Below are 14,781 nucleotides of genomic sequence, written 5' to 3'. Positions count from 1 at the left end.
GCCGGCCGTATTGCGTCTAGGAGGTCTCCAGGCGGTGCAGTACGGCGGGGAGACGGTCCTCGTAGACCACGGTGAGCCTCCGGGTCGCCCGGGTGATGGCGACGTACAGGTCCTGGCCGCCCTTCGGCGACTGACGCAGGATGCCGTCGGGATCCACGACCACCACGGCGTCGAACTCCAGGCCCTTCGAGCCGCGCACGGTGAGGACGGCCACCGGGCTGTCCAGGGGATCGACGGCCTCGGGGAACAGCGCGGCGACCTCCGCGTGCCGGGCGTCCGGAGTGACGAGGCCGACCCGCCCCTCCCCGATCTCGCGCAGCTCCGACTCCACGAGCTGCCGCAGGTCGGTGCCGTCGGCGGGCACGGCGCGGGGGCGGGCGCCGCCGAACCGGACGGACTCGGGCGGCTCCTCCCCGGGCGCCACGGCGCGCAGCACGTCGGCCGCGACCTCCATGATCTCGGCCGGCGTCCGGTAGTTGACCAGCAGGCGCTCCTCGCGCCAGCGTCCCTTCACGTACGGGTCGAGCATCTCGCCCCACGACCGCGCGCCCGCCGCCGAGCCGGTCTGGGCGATGTCGCCGACGACCGTCAGGGAGCGGGCCGGGACCCGCCGCATCACCGTCCGCCAGGCCATCGCCGACAACTCCTGCGCCTCGTCCACGATCACGTGCCCGTACGCCCAGGTGCGGTCGCGGCCGGCCCGGTCGGCCGTCGTCACGTACGGCCCGTCGTCGCGGTTGCGGCCGGCCAGCAGGGACGCGTCGAGCACCGGGTCGACGTCGGTGATGGTCAGGACCTCCCGCGCGTACAGTTCCTCCTCGCGGCGCTCGTCCTCCGCGCGGCGCCGCCTGGCCCCCGCTCCGTAGTCGTACTCGCCGAGCAGTTCGGCGGCCTCGTCCAGCAGGGGGACGTCGCCGACCGTCCACGGCGCCTCGCGGGGCCGCAGCAGGAGCGCGCGCTCCTCCTCCGTCAGGTAGGGCCCGGCCGCCGTACGCAGCCGCTCCTCGTCCGACAGGAGTTCGCGGACGAGCCGCTCGGGGGTGAGCTCCGGCCACAGGGCGTCGAGCGCGTCGCGCACCGACCGGTGCTCCCACAGGGTCGTGGCGGCATAACGCAGGTCGCCGTCCTCAAGCGGCCGGTCGAGCGTGACGGCCTCGTCCCGGGCCAGCGCCCGCAGCACCTGGTCCACGAACGTCCACCGGGCGATGTTGTGCTGCCGCCGCAGGCCGCGTGCGCGGTCGCGGGCCCGCAGGCAGGTGGCGTGGTCCACCCGCAGCGTCATCTCCTCGACCACGACCTCCACGCCGCCGCGCACCGACGTGCGGATCGGGATCTTCACCTCCAGGTCGCCCGCCGGCACGCGCTCGCGGTCGCGGACCGCCTCCTCGACCACCCCGGCCATGCGCGGGTCGCCCTTGACGACGGCGACGGCCGGCTCGTCCTCGGCGGTGGCCCGCACCCCCGGGTGGAGCCCGCTGATGCTCGTCAGCACCACCTGCGTCTCGCCCAGCGCGGGCAGCACCTGGCCGATGTAGCGGGAGAAGGTCGCGTTGGGGCCGACGACGAGCACGCCGCGCCGCTCCAGCGTGTCGCGGTGGGTGTAGAGCAGGTACGCCGCGCGGTGCAGGGCGGCGACGGTCTTGCCCGTGCCCGGCCCGCCCTGCACGACGAGTGCCCCCGCCAGGCCGGAGCGGATCACCCGGTCCTGCTCGCGTTGGATGGTGGCGACGACCTCGCCCATGCGTCCGGTGCGCCCGCGGCGCAGCGCCGCGAGCAGCGCGGCCTCGCCGACGAGCGTACGGCGGTCTCCGTCGGCCATCCGGTCGAGGTCGAAGACCTCGTCGTCGATGCCCACGACGTCGCGGTGCCGCGTGTGCAGGTGCCGGCGGCGTACGAGGGAGCCCGGGTCGCTGGGGGTGGCGACGTAGAAGGGGCGGGCGGCGGGGGCCCGCCAGTCGACGAGCACGGACGTGTGGTCGTCGTCGCGCAGCCCGATGCGGCCGATATAGAGGGTCTCGCCCCCGGCGTCGTCGATGCGGCCGAAGCACAGGCCGCGTTCGACGGCCGACAGTTGCGCGAGGCGGCGGGCGTGCTCGGCCGCCGCCACCTCCCGCTCCACGACGGCCTGCCGGGTTCCCGCGCCGCCGCGGGCCAGGACTTCCCGCATGCCGCGCTCGGCCCGTTCGCGGGCGATGTCGAGGCGGCCGTACACCATGGAGACATGAGACTGCTCGATCCGCAGGGCCTCGGCGCGAGCGGAGTCGGATTGACGGTCACCCATTCCTGTGATAAACTCCTAGTGAGAGCGTCTGACTTTCAGATAACTGGGAATCTCTCACTATACGGCATCGCGCCCCTGTGGTGCGGCACGCCTCCGTCCACTCCGCTCTGGGGTGGATTTTTTGTTTTCCGAGACTTATGTGACTGATGTGAGTGATGTCGCGTCCGTCCTGGGTAACCGGCGTACGGCGCGATCGGCGGGACGCATCGCCACATTTCGTCCGGATTCGCATCGCGCCATGGTCAACCGTCGCGCGCCGCGGGACGTCTTTGGAAACAAGGAGGCCCGGATGGACGTCCTCGAGAGCCTCGTGGACGACAAGCTCCGCCTGGAGCTCGTCCTCATCGAGGCACTGCACCACGAGGCGGAACGGCTGGCCGCCCCGGCCGTACGCTGAGATCACCGGCCCGCCGCCTCCTCACGGAGGCGGCGGGCGCTCTCCCACGGGTCAGGCCCAGGGGCGGAAGACGGCGCGGACGCAGCCGTCCTTCTTGTGCTTGAACATGTCGTAGCCCTTGGGCCCCTCGTCGAGCGTCATGGTGTGCGTCGCGAGGTAGGAGGTCTTCAGATCGCCCTTCGCGATGCGGTCGAGGAGCTTCGGGATGTACCGCTGGCCGTGCTGCTGCGCACCGCGCAGCGTGAGGCCCTTGTTCATCAGCGCGCCGAGCGGGAACTTGTCCACGAAGCCGGCGAAGACCCCCAGCACGAACACCGAGCCGCCCTTGCGGCAGGCGTGGATCGCCTCCCGCACCGCGATCGGGCGGTCCTGCTCCAGGCGCAGCTGCTGCTTGACGCCGTCGTAGACGCGCTGGATCCCGGTGCTGTCGGCCTCCATGCCGACGGCCTCGACGCACACGTCCGGGCCCCGGCCGCCGGTGCGCTCGCGCAGCTCGGCGGTGACGTCGGTGCTCGTGTAGTCGATCACCTCGCAGCCGACGTGCCGGGCGGTCATGGCCAGCCGTTCCGGGTAGCGGTCGATCGCGACGACCCGCTCGGCGCCGAGGAGCATGGCGGCCCGGGCCGCCATCTGGCCGACTGCGCCGCACCCCCACACCGCGACCACGTCTCCCGGCCGTACGCCGCCGAGCTCGGCGCCCATCCAGCCCGTGGGGGCGGCGTCGGAGGCGAACAGGGCGTCGAGGTCCGAGACGCCCTCGGGAACGGTGAACGCGTTGTAGTCCACGAAGGGCACCCGGATGTACTCGGCGTGGCTGCCGCGGAAGCCGCCCATCGCGTGGGAGTAGCCGAAGATGCCCGCGGTCGTGCCGCCCCACATCAGGTCCGTGACGCCCGGATTGGGGTTGCTGTTCTCGCACAGCGACCACTCGTCGTGACGGCAGGCCCAGCAGCGGCCGCATCCGATGATCGAGCAGACCACCACCCGGTCGCCCGGCCGGTGCCGGCTCACCTCGGGGCCGACGTCGACGATCTCGCCGATGAACTCGTGCCCGATGACGTCACCGGCCCGCATGGCCGGGATGTAGCCGCCGAGCAGGTGGAGGTCGGAACCGCAGGTGGTGCTCGCCGTCACCTTCACGATCGCGTCCTGGGCGTTGAGGATCGCGGGGTCGGGCACCTGCTCGACCGACAGTTCGTTCACGCCCTGCCAGCACAGCGCCTTCACAGCCGCCCCCCTTCGGAGGCACGTCCCAGCGCCATGTCGAGGACCTTGCCCGGCAGGGTCGGCCGGGTCGTCGCGATCTCCTCGTCCGAGCGCAGCACGTCGCCGGTCTCCAGCAGGGACTTCGTCTCGCGCAGCGCCGTACGGATCTCCGTGCGGGGGTCCTCACCCCGCAGCCGGGCGAGGACGCCGTCGGCGCCGGCCCGGTGCTCCCTCGGCCGTGCGTAGATCTCCGTGCCCCGGTCGCCGGGCGCCCGGTTCATCCGCACCTCGGCGTCCACCCGGGCCAGCGGCTCGGGCAGGTGCCCGGCCGGGGCGACCTCGTCCGGCGGCCGGTTGACGGTGACGCCCATCCAGCGGCTGGATTCCAGCGGGTCCTTCGCCGCGGCCGGCACCCGGGCACGCGCGGCCGCCCATCGCGCCATCCCCAGGCCGGCAACCGCGAGCGCCGCCGCTCCGGCAACGAGACGTTTCATGGCTTCGCCCCCTCCACGGCCGACTTCTCGGGTGCTACCCCCGCTCATGGGCTCTATCCGCCCGTGGCGGGCATGTGAGGAGGAGTTGGACGCCAGGTGACGGTCTCGGGACGACGCCCCGCGGGCTATTCGGCGTCGGGAGAGGGCGCGGCGGAGAGGGCGTCCGCGACGGTGGGGAAGACCGGGACGTGCGACGCCAGCCCGGTGATCCACAACGCGCGGGCCGCGCCCTGCTCGACCGCGACGAGGGCCAGCCAGCCTCCCTCGTCCAGCGCGCGCTTCCAGCAGTTGACCAGCAGGCCCGTCGCCCTGGAGTCGAGGAAGCCCAGTTCGAGCAGGTTCACCACGAGGTGCGGCCCGAACTGGGCGAAGGCCTTGTCGAAGAAGTCCGTGGCCGCCTCGTGGGTGGTGAAGTCGAGCGTCCCCCGCACCGTCAGCAATCCGAGACCTCCGCTGCTCTCGGCGGCGAACGTGGTCTCGGCGGTCGAGATGTTGCGCAGATCAGACATCAGGACACTTCCGTGGAGTTCGGCAGGATGCGCGCGACCAGAATGCAGGTGTCGTCGCCGGTGTTGCTCGGGGCCAGTGCCTCCATCACCGCCGCCACGCGGTCCTGCGGTGGCACCTTCGGCACTGTCTCGGCGATCGCGTCGCTGAGGATGTCAAGGCCCTCGAACAGATCCCGGCCCGGGCGTTCGATGAGACCGTCGGTGAACATGAGGAGCAGATCGTCCGGCTCAAGCCGGATCTCGGCGCAGCTGTAGGTCACGTCCTCGAAGACGCCGAGCAGCACGCCGGGGTGCAGCAGCCGGTGGACCTTGGTGCCGCGGACCAGCAGCATCGGCGGGTGGCCCGCGTGAGTCCACCGCAGCGTGCGGTCCTTGGTCCGGTAGCGTGCCACGACCGACGTCGCCAGCACGTCGGGCCGCATCCGCCGCAGCAGCCGGTTGAGCGCCACGAGGATCTGCGCCGGGTCGTGGTCGGCGAAGGCCAGCCCGGTGATCGCATGCCGCAGCTTCGCCATCGCGGAGGCGGCGGCCAGGCCGTGCCCCGCGACGTCGCCCACGGCCAGCAGCGTCTCCCCGTGGTCGAGGTGGATGGCCTGGTACCAGTCGCCGCCCAGCGGCGCCGTCTCGGCCGGGAAGTAGCGCACGCCGAGCTGCAGCCCGGGCACCGAGTCCTGCATCGGCAGGATGATGCTCTGCAGCCGCGCGGTGAGCTGCGACTCCTCCTCCAGCCGCTGGGTGACCTCGGCGAGCTCGTCCGCGGTCCTGCGCCAGTCGGTCACGTCCTGCACGACGCCGTGGATCTCGACGGGCCGCCCGTCCGCGTCCCGGCTGACCTCGGCCGTCACCCTGATGTGCCGGTATTCGTCACCGACGCGGATGCGGATGTCGAACTCGTGCGGCCCGCCGCTGCCGCTCAGCGTCGTGAGCGCCTGCTCGACGACCGGGACGTCGTCGGGATGGGCGATCTCGCGGTAGTACTCCAGCGCGAACGGTCCCTCTGCCGGGTCGCGCCCATGGATGACGTAGAGCTGGTCGGACCACTCGGCCTCGCCGGTGATCAGGCTCCAGTGTCCCCATCCGAGGTGGCCCAGGCGCTCGGTGTGGAGCAGCCGGGCCGACAGGCGCTCCTCCCTGTCGTGGCGCACCCAGGAGACGAGGAGGCCGCCCTGCAGCCGGGCGAGGCGGACACCGTAGGTCGCCAGCTGAGGCACGCCGCCCCCGTCTTCCCGGTGCACGTAGGGATCGACGTCCTCGGGTTCCCCGGTCTCCATGACGCGGAGGTAGGCGTCCCACAGAGGGGAGCCGGCGAGGCCCGAATACGCCTTGAGCGTGCGCAGGCCGACGAGCTCCTTGCCGGTCCTGTCATGGATGTCCCTGGCCTCGGGACTGGCCGCGCACACCTCGAAGTCGCGGATCGCACCGGCCTGGTCGCGGATGGGCACCAGCCAGACGCCCTGGATCGCGATCGCATCGAGCATGGCCTGCACCAGCCCGGCCGCCGCTTCGGGGGACGATTCGCCCGCGTCGAGAGAGGGGCCGCTCACAGGAGTAAGCCGCAGGATGCGATCACCTCCACTCATTGAATCCGCCGGCCACCTTCCGCAAGGCATCCACAAGAGCGGACTTTCGGGAGGATCGCTCTTGCCTTCCCGATGAGGTTACCCTCAGCCCTTCAAGATAGGCACGGGATGCTCTCGCTCTCCCCACGCCTTCCCTCTGTCCCTGGGCACGCTCCCATGTCAGCTCTTATGATCTTTTAAGAACTTTTTACCCTTCTCGGTCTCGGTAGGGGGATTGTCGGGATGGTGCTTCCGCACAACGCTCTGGACCACCGATACCGGGGCGAGCACCCGCTCCGCACGCTGGCCTACCTCTTCCGGGAGCACCGGCCCCGCCTCGTCCTCGCCGTCGTGGCCTTCACGGTCAAGCACAGCCCGACCTGGCTCCTCCCGCTGGTCACCGCGAACGTCATCGACGCGCTCGTCCGGCACGCGCCCGTCGCCGACCTGCTGACGTCGACGGCCGTGCTGCTCGTCCTGCTCCTGCTGAACCTCCCCGGCCACCTGCTGTACGTACGGTGCCTGCACGGCGCGATCCGCCAGGTGGGCACCGGGCTGCGGTCGGCGCTGTGCCGCAGGATGCAGCACCTGTCGATCGGCTACCACTCCCGCGTGAGCGCCGGGGTGCTGCAGACCAAGGTCGTCAGGGACGTCGAGAGCGTCGAGCAGATGGTGCAGCAGACGGCCGACAGCGGCCTGGCGGCGGTGACCATGCTCATGGGCGGTCTCGCGGTGATCGCCTTCCGGGTGCCGGCCGCGCTGCCGGTCTTCCTGCTCGTCGTCCCGGCCGCCGCGGTCCTGGTCATGCGGATGCGCAACCGGCTGCGGGCCGACAACGAGAGCTTCCGGCAGGAGGTCGAGCGGCTGTCGGCGCGCGTGACCGAGATGACGCACCTGATCCCCATCACCCGCGCCCACGGCCTGGAACAGGACGCGCTGCACCGCATGGACGGCACGCTCACCCGTGTCCTGCGCACCGGCCTGCGACTCGACCTGCTCAACGGCCGGTTCGGCGCGATGGCCTGGATCACGCTGAACGTGCTCGCCGCGGGCTTCCTGGCCGGCTCCGCGCTGATCTCCTACTACCAGGTGATGCCGATCACGGCCGGCGACGTGGTGATGCTCAGCACGTTCTTCACCACGCTCACCACCTCGGTCACCACGCTGATGAGCCTGACGCCCGTGATCAGCACGGGCCTGGAGTCCGTACGCTCGATCGGCGAGGTGCTCGAGGCGCCCGACCTGGAGAACAACGACGGCAAGGCCGAGGTGACGGCGGTCCGCGGCGAGTTCGAGTTCCAGTCGGTGTCGCTCGCCTACGATGCGGACCGGCCCGCGGTGGACGACTTCAGCCTCACCGTGTCCCCCGGAGAGACCATCGCCCTGGTCGGGGCCTCGGGAGCGGGCAAGTCGACCGTGCTCAACCTCGTGATCGGCTTCCTGCGCCCCACCTCGGGCCGCATCCTGCTGGACGGCAGGGACATGGAGGAGCTCGACCTGCGGACCTACCGGCGGTTCCTGTCCGTGGTGCCCCAGGAGTCGATCCTGTTCGAGGGGAGCATCCGCGACAACGTCACCTACGGCGTGCGGGACGTGCCGGAGGAGACCCTGCGGGCCGCCCTGCGCGACGCGAACGCCCTGGAGTTCATCGACCGGCTGCCGCACGGACTCGACACGATCGTGGGCGAGCGCGGCGCGCGGCTGTCCGGCGGCCAGAGGCAGCGGCTCGCCATCGCCCGCGCGCTCGTCCGCGACCCGCGGGTGCTGATCCTCGACGAGGCGACCTCGGCGCTCGACACCGCGTCGGAGGCGCTGATCCGGCAGGCGCTCGCCCGCCTGGTCGCGGGCCGCACGGTCTTCGTCGTCGCCCACCGCCTGTCCACCATCCGTACGGCCGACCGCATCGCCGTGATGCGGGACGGCCGGATCGCCGAGGTGGGCACCCACGACGAGCTGAGCCGCAGGCCGGGCGTCTACTCCGGGCTCCAGGCCGCCCAGCTCGCCTGAAACGATCCCCCTTGTCGTCAAGAAAGGGTCCGCCGGCGCGGCACAGGCCGCACGCTCCCCGGACGGCCGCGCACAATGCGCTGGTCGATCTGTGCCGGTCGATCTGTGCCGGTCGATCTGGGCTGGCCGATCTGTGCCGGCCGGTTGGGGAGGACGGGCGATGACCAGGGCATCGGCGGGAATCGCGCTGCCCCTCGTGGTCGCGCTGCTCGCCACGCCCGCACCCGCGCCCGCGGCGGAGCTGCCGCCGTGTCCGCTGGTGATCGGCCACGGCGGCTACCCGAAGAGCGCCGGGGCCAAGGCCAAGGACATGATCCGCCAGCCCAACGTGCTGCGGGCGGTCGACGACCAGGCTTCGTGGGGCGCCGACGGCGTCGAGGCCGACGTCCAGCTCACGCGGCAGGGCACGAAGGCCGTCATGTGGCACAACAGGACGACCAACGGGCTCACCGGTCCACGGCAGGAGATCCGCGAGATCGGGTGGGCGGACGGGCCCGGCGACGTGCGCGACCGCCGCGTCGCCCGCGGGCCGTACGCGGGTGAGCGCGTGCCGACGCTGCGGGAGTGGCTCGACCACGTCCGCGCCCGGGGGCTGATCGCGCTGCTGGAGATCAAGACTTCCGCCGAGCCCGTCCTGGCCGACCCGGAGTACGGCGCCGCCGCGTGGCGGGAAATCATCGATCCCATCGTCGAGCGGCAGGACGAGCAACCGATCCTCGTCTACTCCCACGACGAGTGGATCGAGGCGGGGCTCGCCGACCGGCTGCCGGAACATCTGCGAGGTTCGGCGGCGAAGTGGGCCGACGGCGTCAAATGGGACGAGCCACCGCCCCCTTGGCAGCTCAACGTGCCGCGGTGGCAGGCCGTGTTCGACCGGGCACCCACCAGCGTGATGACCAGCCACACCGCGGACTACCGCGCCTGGCTCGACGGCAGGTGCCACCGCTATTCCGCCGGCCCCGGTAAATGAGGTGACGGGCGCGGGTGAGGGCGGCACGATGGATGTCACCCCTTCCCCGTGTTCCGCGTTCTCCGGAGTCGTTCTCATGCCTGGCCTCCGCCGTGATCTCGGCCTGCTCAGGGATCGGCGGTTCGCCCTGCTGCTGGCGGCCCGGACGATCTCCGTACTCGGCACCGCCTTCGCGCCGGTGGCCCTCGCCTTCGGCGTGCTCGGCCTCCCGGGCGCGACCGCCACGACGCTGTCCGCCGTGCTCACCGCCGAGGCGCTGCCGATGGTGCTGTTCATGCTCGTGGGTGGAGTGATCGCCGACCGGCTGCCGCGTCACCGGGTCATGATGGCGGGGGAGTCGCTCAACGCGGCGGCGTACTTCTGCCTGGCCGCGATGATGCTCACCGGCTGGACACCGCTGCCCGCCCTCGTGACCGCGAGCGCGGTGAGCGGCGTCGCCGCCGCGGTCCTGTTCCCCGCCCTCACCGGAATCATCCCGGACGTGGTGCCCGCCGACCGGCTGCAGACCGCGAACGCGCTGCTGGGGCTGGGACAGAACATCTCCCGCGTCGCCGGCCTCGTGCTGAGCGGCGCGGCCGTGGTCCTGCTGGGAGGCGGGTGGGCCCTGACGGCCAGCGGGGCGATGTTCGCCGTGGCCGCCGTGCTGATCGCGCTGCTGCGCCTCACGCCCGGCGAGCGCGCGGCCGGCGGCGGGCACTCGGTGCTGGCCGAACTGCGGGACGGCTGGCGCGAGTTCGTCTCACGGCAGTGGCTGTGGGTGGTCGTCGCCCAGTTCTCGGTCCTGGTCATGGCGTTGCAGGCCGCCCACGGCGTGCTCGGACCGCTGGTCGCCAAGCAGTCGCTGGGCGGGGCGCCCGCCTGGTCGGCCGTCCTCGCGGGCGAGGCCGTCGGCATGATCGTGGGGGTCGTCGTCACGCTGCGCCTGCGCCCCCGGCGGCCCATCCTGGTCGCGACGCTCCTCACGCTGCCCACCGCCGCACCGTACGTGCTGCTCGGCCTGAGCGCGCCGCTGTGGACGGTCGTGGGCGGGGCGTTCGTGATGGGAGTGTGCTTCGACATCTTCGGCGTGCTGTGGCAGACCACCATGCAGCGGGAGATCCCGGCCGAGTCGCTGTCACGGGTGAGCTCCTACGACGCGCTCGGGTCCCTGATGTTCGGGCCGCTCGGCCTGCTGCTGGCCGGGCCGGTGGCCATCGCGGTGGGGCCGCGGCCCGCGCTGGTCGTCTGCGGGGCGATCATCATCCTGGTCACGCTGGCCGCGCTGCTGGCCCCCGGCGTACGCCGGCTGCGGGTCGTCGACGAGGAGCCCGCAGGCATGCCCGCCGCGTCGCTGTGACGGCCACGTGCGTCTGATCAGAGCCCGGGGTGGGCCGGAACGCCGCACCCCGGGCTCGCGGACACCTACCGGGCCGACTTGGTCAGCCGGACCTCGACGCTGATCCCCTCCGTGCGGATCTCGCAGGTCCCGAACGCGCTCTCGGCGGCGAGGCGGGCGAACAGGGCCCGGGAGTAGGCGCGGTGGCGCAGCGCCAGCAGCGGCATCTTGGTCAACAGGGAGTTCAGCGGCGTGAGCCCCATCCCCCTGACCTCCTCGTCGATGGCGACCCGGGACGCCTCCCGGCTCATGTCGTTGATCACCGCCGTGCCGCCGGTACGCAGCACCCGGTGCATCTCGTTCAGCACGCGGACGGGCCGCCCGAAGTTCTTGAACGCGGCCTGACAGACGATCAGGTCGAACGAGCCGTCGGGATAGGGGAGGCCGGCGGCGTCGCCCTGCCGCACGTCGACGCGCACCCCCGCCCGGGCGGCGTTCTCCGCGGTGATCTCCACGAACGTACGGCTGAGGTCGATCGCGGTCACCGCACAGCCGAGCCGGGCCATCTCGACGGCCAGGTAACCGGGCCCGGGGGCCACCTCCAGGACGGCCGCCCCGTCCGGCAGGCCCGCGGTGACCTGCGCCGCGTACCGCCGTACGGCGGCGATCTGGGGCGCCGAGGCGCGCTGTCGCGCGTACCACCGGGCCATCGCGCCCTCCATGCCGGGCGCCTGCCTCTGCGAGATCTTCTTCACGGTCTCCTCCGGTTCCGGATCATGCGTGTCCGGGCCGGCTCCTCCTTGCCGCGGTCGCGGATCAGCGCGGCCATCTCGCAGGGGTGCATCGGCCGCTCGATGACGGTCGCGAGCACGGCCTGGCCCAGAAGGTCGCCACCTTCCGCCGTCCGGCCATCGTGTTCACCCCATCCTGATACTCGTAAGCGACTATACGTGCGCGAGTATCGTCCGTCCATACCGTGAACCCGGAGCGCGACAAGTGGCGAGACATGGCTGTCAGATCCCCGAAGGTTAGGCCGGCTCGATGCCATGGTGTCGTTGATGATCCCCCTTGCCACCCCACGCCTCGACTCGGACCTGATCGCCGAGTCCAGGGCGCGGCCCGAGGCGTTCGCGGCGCTGTTCGACCGCTACGCGGCGATGCTCTACCGCTACGTGTCCCGCCGCCTCGGTCCCGAGGTCGCCGAGGACCTGGTGGGCGAGACGTTCCTGGTCGCCTTCCGCCGCCGGGACCGTTACGACCTGACCCGCCCCGACGCCCGTCCCTGGCTGTTCGGCATCGTCAGCAAGCTCGTCTCCCGGCACCATCGAGACGAGGCCGCCCGCTATCGGGCGCTCACCCGCAGCCCGTTGGACGACGTCGCGGAGTCCCCCGCCGAACGGGTCGAGGACGGCGTGCGCGCGACGGCCGTCCGCCCGCTGCTGGCCGCCGCGCTCGCGCGCCTGTCGAAGGGCGACCGCGACGTCCTGTTGCTCATCGCCTGGGCCGGCCTGCCGTACGACGAGGTGGCGCAGGCCCTCGGCATCCCCGTGGGCACCGTCCGCTCACGCCTGAACCGGGCCCGTCGCAAGGTGCGCGAGGCGCTCGGCCACACCAATCCACTGCGGGACGAGGAGTAGCCATGGACGACCTCACGATGCTCCGCGATCTCGGCCGCGGCCTCGAGCACGAGCCTCCGGCCGGTCTCGCCCGCCAGCGACGCCGCCTGCTCGACGAGGCGGCGGGCGGGCGCCGCCGGCGCCTGACGCCATGGGCCGGCGGCTGGCGGGCGGGCTGGATCGCCCTGGCGGCGGTCGCGGTGGTCACCGCCGCGCTGGTCGTGGTGCCGACCGTGCTGCTGCGCGGGACCACCGGCGCGCACACCGTGGCGCCGCCCACGGGGGACCGTCCGCCCAAGAAGGGCGGGGCCCTGACCGTGCTGCTCCTCGGCTCCGACCGGCGCCCGACGTCCGCGCACGTCGGCGACCTGGGCGAGCGCAGCGACCTCATGGTCCTCCTGCGGCTGTCCGCCGACCGCAAGCGGGCGACGGCCGTCAGCCTGCCCCGCGACTCCATGGTCCGGATCCCGCAGTGCCGGTCAGCCGACGGCCGCACCGTCGCCGCGCATCAGGACATGATCAACCAGGCGTACGCGATCGGCGGCCTGACCTGCGCCTGGAAGACGGTGGAGACCACCACGGGCGTGCGCGTCGACCACGCCGTCGCCATCCGCTACGACGGATTGGAGAAGCTGGTCGACGCGCTCGGCGGCGTCGAGGTCACCCTCCCCCACGCGGTGAACGACCCGAAGTCGAAACTGAAGCTGCCGGCAGGCCGCTCGGTGGTGGACGGGAGGACCGCGGTGGCGTACACGCGCCTGCGATACGTGGGCGACGGCTCCGACACCGCGCGCATCAAGCGGAACACGGCCCTGATGCAGGCGATGCTGAAGAAGGTCTCGCGTCTCGACGACCCCGCCGCTATGGCCTCCTTCGTCCGCGTGGCCGCGACGTCCGTCACCACCGACGCGGGGCTCGACCTCGACACCATGCTCGGTCTGGCACGGGACGTGCAGCGGGCCGGCACCCGGGTCACGGCCCTGACCGTGCCCTGGCGGCCCTCGGTCAAGGATCCGAACCGGATCGAATGGCAGCAGCCGGACGCCGCCCGCCTGTTCGAACGACTCGCCGCGATGTGAGTCACGACACGGGCTCCCACAGGGCGGCGGCGCGGGCCTCGACGAGACCGCCGATGCGGGCCAGCGCCTCGGCGGCGGGCATCGCGTCCAGGGCGCGGCCGTCGCGCAGGCGCAGCGCGACCTCGTCGCCCCCGGCCTCCTTCGCGCCGATAACCGCCTGGTAGGGCGCCAGCCGGGCGGCCCGGACGCGGGCGCCCAGGCTGCCGTGCTCGGGCCCGGAGACCTCCGCCCGCAGGCCCAGCTCGGCGCAGCGCCGTACGAGCGCATCGGCCGGGGGCAGCGCGGCCTCGGTCACCGGCAGGACCACCACCTGGGTGGGGGCGAGCCAGGCGGGAAAGGCGCCGCCGTACACCTCGATGAGGTGCGCCACGGCCCGCTCCACGCTGCCGATGATGCTGCGGTGGACCATGACCGGCCGGTGCCTGGCGCCGTCCGGGCCGACGTAGTGCAGGTCGAACTGTTCGGGCTGGTGGAAGTCGACCTGCACGGTGGACAGGGTGGCCTCACGCCCGGCGCCGTCGGCGATCTGCACGTCGATCTTCGGGCCGTAGAACGCCGCCTCGCCCTCGACGGCCTCGTACGCCAGGCCGGAGCGGTCGAGGACGTCGGTCAGCATGGCGGTCGCCCGCCGCCACATCTCGGGGGCGGCGACGTACTTCCCGCCGGCCCCCGGCAGGGACAGCCGGTAGCGGACCGGGCGGATGCCGAGCACGGCGTACGCACGCCGGATCATCTCCAGGGCCGCGGACGCCTCGGCGGCGACCTGGTCGAGGGTGCAGAAGATGTGCGCGTCGTTGAGCTGGATCGCCCGCACGCGGGTGAGCCCGCCGAGCACGCCCGACAGCTCGGAGCGGTACATGCCGCCCAGTTCGGCGACGCGCAGCGGCAGCTCACGATAGCTGTGCGAGCGCGAGCGGTAGATCAACGCGTGGTGGGGGCACAGGCTCGGCCGCAGCACGACCTGCTCTCCCCCGAGGTCCATCGGCGGGAACATGTCGTCGCTGTAGTGCGACCAGTGCCCCGAGATCTCGTAGAGCTCCCGTTTGCCCAGCACGGGGGAGTACACGTGCCGGTAGCCCGCCCGCCGTTCGGCGTCGCGGATGTACTCCTCAAGGGTGTGCCGGATGACGGCGCCGTCGGGCAGCCAGTAGGGCAGTCCAGAGCCGATCAGCGGGTCGGTGTCGAACAGGCCGAGCTCCCGGCCCAGCTTGCGGTGGTCATGCATCGCGGTCTCCTCGCGTTTCGTCTGCGGCGAGGCGAGCGACCGGACGACGAAGCCCCGGGGCCACTCGCCCCGGGGCTTCGATGAAGGTACGTGTCAGCGCGCCGGGACGGTCTCCGGCGTCGT

11 protein-coding genes and 1 pseudogene are annotated in these 14,781 nt (G+C 72.2%); 5 read left to right on the top strand and 7 right to left on the bottom strand.

Annotated features, from left to right (window positions below; genetic code table 11):
* Positions 1-16 precede the first annotated feature (16 nt).
* The 5 genes from FH610_RS35560 to FH610_RS35540 all read right to left on the bottom strand — a co-directional run bounded on the left by FH610_RS35560 (position 17) and on the right by FH610_RS35540 (position 6,431).
* Entirely contained in the window at positions 17-2,281 is a 2,265-nt protein-coding gene (locus FH610_RS35560; RefSeq protein WP_139579628.1) for a HelD family protein, read from the bottom strand.
* Between the two features lie 448 nt (positions 2,282-2,729).
* Positions 2,730-3,905 carry a zinc-dependent alcohol dehydrogenase gene (locus FH610_RS35555; RefSeq protein ID WP_139579627.1) on the bottom strand — a complete coding sequence of 392 codons (1,176 nt, stop codon included), beginning with the start codon at positions 3,903-3,905 and terminating at the stop codon, positions 2,730-2,732.
* Positions 3,902-4,378, bottom strand: coding sequence for a hypothetical protein (locus FH610_RS35550; protein ID WP_205826309.1), 477 nt, complete (start codon positions 4,376-4,378; stop codon positions 3,902-3,904). Before FH610_RS35550 ends, FH610_RS35555 begins: the two co-directional genes overlap by 4 nt.
* Before the next feature lie 125 nt (positions 4,379-4,503).
* Complete coding sequence (locus tag FH610_RS35545) at positions 4,504-4,887, bottom strand: STAS domain-containing protein (RefSeq protein ID WP_139579626.1); 384 nt, start codon at positions 4,885-4,887, stop codon at positions 4,504-4,506.
* A complete protein-coding gene (locus FH610_RS35540) occupies positions 4,887-6,431 on the bottom strand; it encodes a PP2C family protein-serine/threonine phosphatase (protein ID WP_139579625.1) in 1,545 nt (514 codons plus the stop codon). Before FH610_RS35540 ends, FH610_RS35545 begins: the two co-directional genes overlap by 1 nt.
* Positions 6,432-6,689: 258 nt before the next feature.
* On the opposite strand from FH610_RS35540, the gene FH610_RS35535 reads away from it, so the two are divergent.
* The 3 genes from FH610_RS35535 (at position 6,690) to FH610_RS35525 (ending at position 10,759) form a co-directional block, all read left to right on the top strand.
* Complete coding sequence (locus FH610_RS35535) at positions 6,690-8,453, top strand: ABC transporter ATP-binding protein (RefSeq protein ID WP_139579624.1); 1,764 nt, start codon at positions 6,690-6,692, stop codon at positions 8,451-8,453.
* 160 nt (positions 8,454-8,613) lie between these two features.
* Positions 8,614-9,423 carry a glycerophosphodiester phosphodiesterase gene (locus FH610_RS35530; RefSeq protein ID WP_139579623.1) on the top strand — a complete coding sequence of 270 codons (810 nt, stop codon included), beginning with the start codon at positions 8,614-8,616 and terminating at the stop codon, positions 9,421-9,423.
* Between the two features lie 76 nt (positions 9,424-9,499).
* Positions 9,500-10,759 (top strand): MFS transporter, encoded by a 1,260-nt coding sequence (locus FH610_RS35525; protein WP_139579622.1) that lies wholly within the window; start codon positions 9,500-9,502, stop codon positions 10,757-10,759.
* Between the two features lie 65 nt (positions 10,760-10,824).
* Here FH610_RS35525 and FH610_RS35520 read toward each other — a convergent pair whose 3' ends face one another.
* The gene (locus FH610_RS35520; RefSeq protein ID WP_205826308.1) at positions 10,825-11,493 is read right to left on the bottom strand and encodes a class I SAM-dependent methyltransferase; all 669 of its coding nucleotides are present in this window, start codon (positions 11,491-11,493) and stop codon (positions 10,825-10,827) included.
* Between the two features lie 303 nt (positions 11,494-11,796).
* On the opposite strand from FH610_RS35520, the gene FH610_RS35510 reads away from it, so the two are divergent.
* On the top strand, positions 11,797-12,375 hold the full coding sequence (locus FH610_RS35510; RefSeq protein WP_240809393.1) for an RNA polymerase sigma factor: 579 nt from the start codon (positions 11,797-11,799) through the stop codon (positions 12,373-12,375).
* Positions 12,376-12,377: 2 nt separating this feature from the next.
* A complete protein-coding gene (locus tag FH610_RS35505; protein WP_139579620.1) occupies positions 12,378-13,433 on the top strand; it encodes an LCP family protein in 1,056 nt (351 codons plus the stop codon).
* 1 nt (position 13,434) lies between these two features.
* Here the strand turns inward: FH610_RS35505 and thrS are convergent.
* Positions 13,435-14,685, bottom strand: a pseudogene (gene thrS / locus FH610_RS35500) (threonine--tRNA ligase); the annotation flags it as partial.
* Between the last annotated feature and the right edge of the window lie 96 nt (positions 14,686-14,781).

The sequence above is a fragment of the Microbispora catharanthi genome (assembly GCF_006334915.2).
GTDB classification, from domain to species: Bacteria; Actinomycetota; Actinomycetes; order Streptosporangiales; family Streptosporangiaceae; genus Microbispora; species Microbispora catharanthi.
Note: the sequence above shows the minus strand (reverse complement) of the source record. Positions and strands in the feature narration are given on the sequence as shown.

Coding starts and splice junctions, on each gene's coding strand:
- FH610_RS35560 (WP_139579628.1), bottom strand. CDS start 2,281: ATGGGTGACCGTCAATCCGACTCCGCTCGCGCCGAGGCCCTGCGGATC.
- FH610_RS35550 (WP_205826309.1), bottom strand. CDS start 4,378: ATGAAACGTCTCGTTGCCGGAGCGGCGGCGCTCGCGGTTGCCGGCCTG.
- FH610_RS35545 (WP_139579626.1), bottom strand. CDS start 4,887: ATGTCTGATCTGCGCAACATCTCGACCGCCGAGACCACGTTCGCCGCC.
- FH610_RS35535 (WP_139579624.1), top strand. CDS start 6,690: ATGGTGCTTCCGCACAACGCTCTGGACCACCGATACCGGGGCGAGCAC.
- FH610_RS35530 (WP_139579623.1), top strand. CDS start 8,614: ATGACCAGGGCATCGGCGGGAATCGCGCTGCCCCTCGTGGTCGCGCTG.
- FH610_RS35525 (WP_139579622.1), top strand. CDS start 9,500: ATGCCTGGCCTCCGCCGTGATCTCGGCCTGCTCAGGGATCGGCGGTTC.
- FH610_RS35510 (WP_240809393.1), top strand. CDS start 11,797: ATGATCCCCCTTGCCACCCCACGCCTCGACTCGGACCTGATCGCCGAG.
- FH610_RS35505 (WP_139579620.1), top strand. CDS start 12,378: ATGGACGACCTCACGATGCTCCGCGATCTCGGCCGCGGCCTCGAGCAC.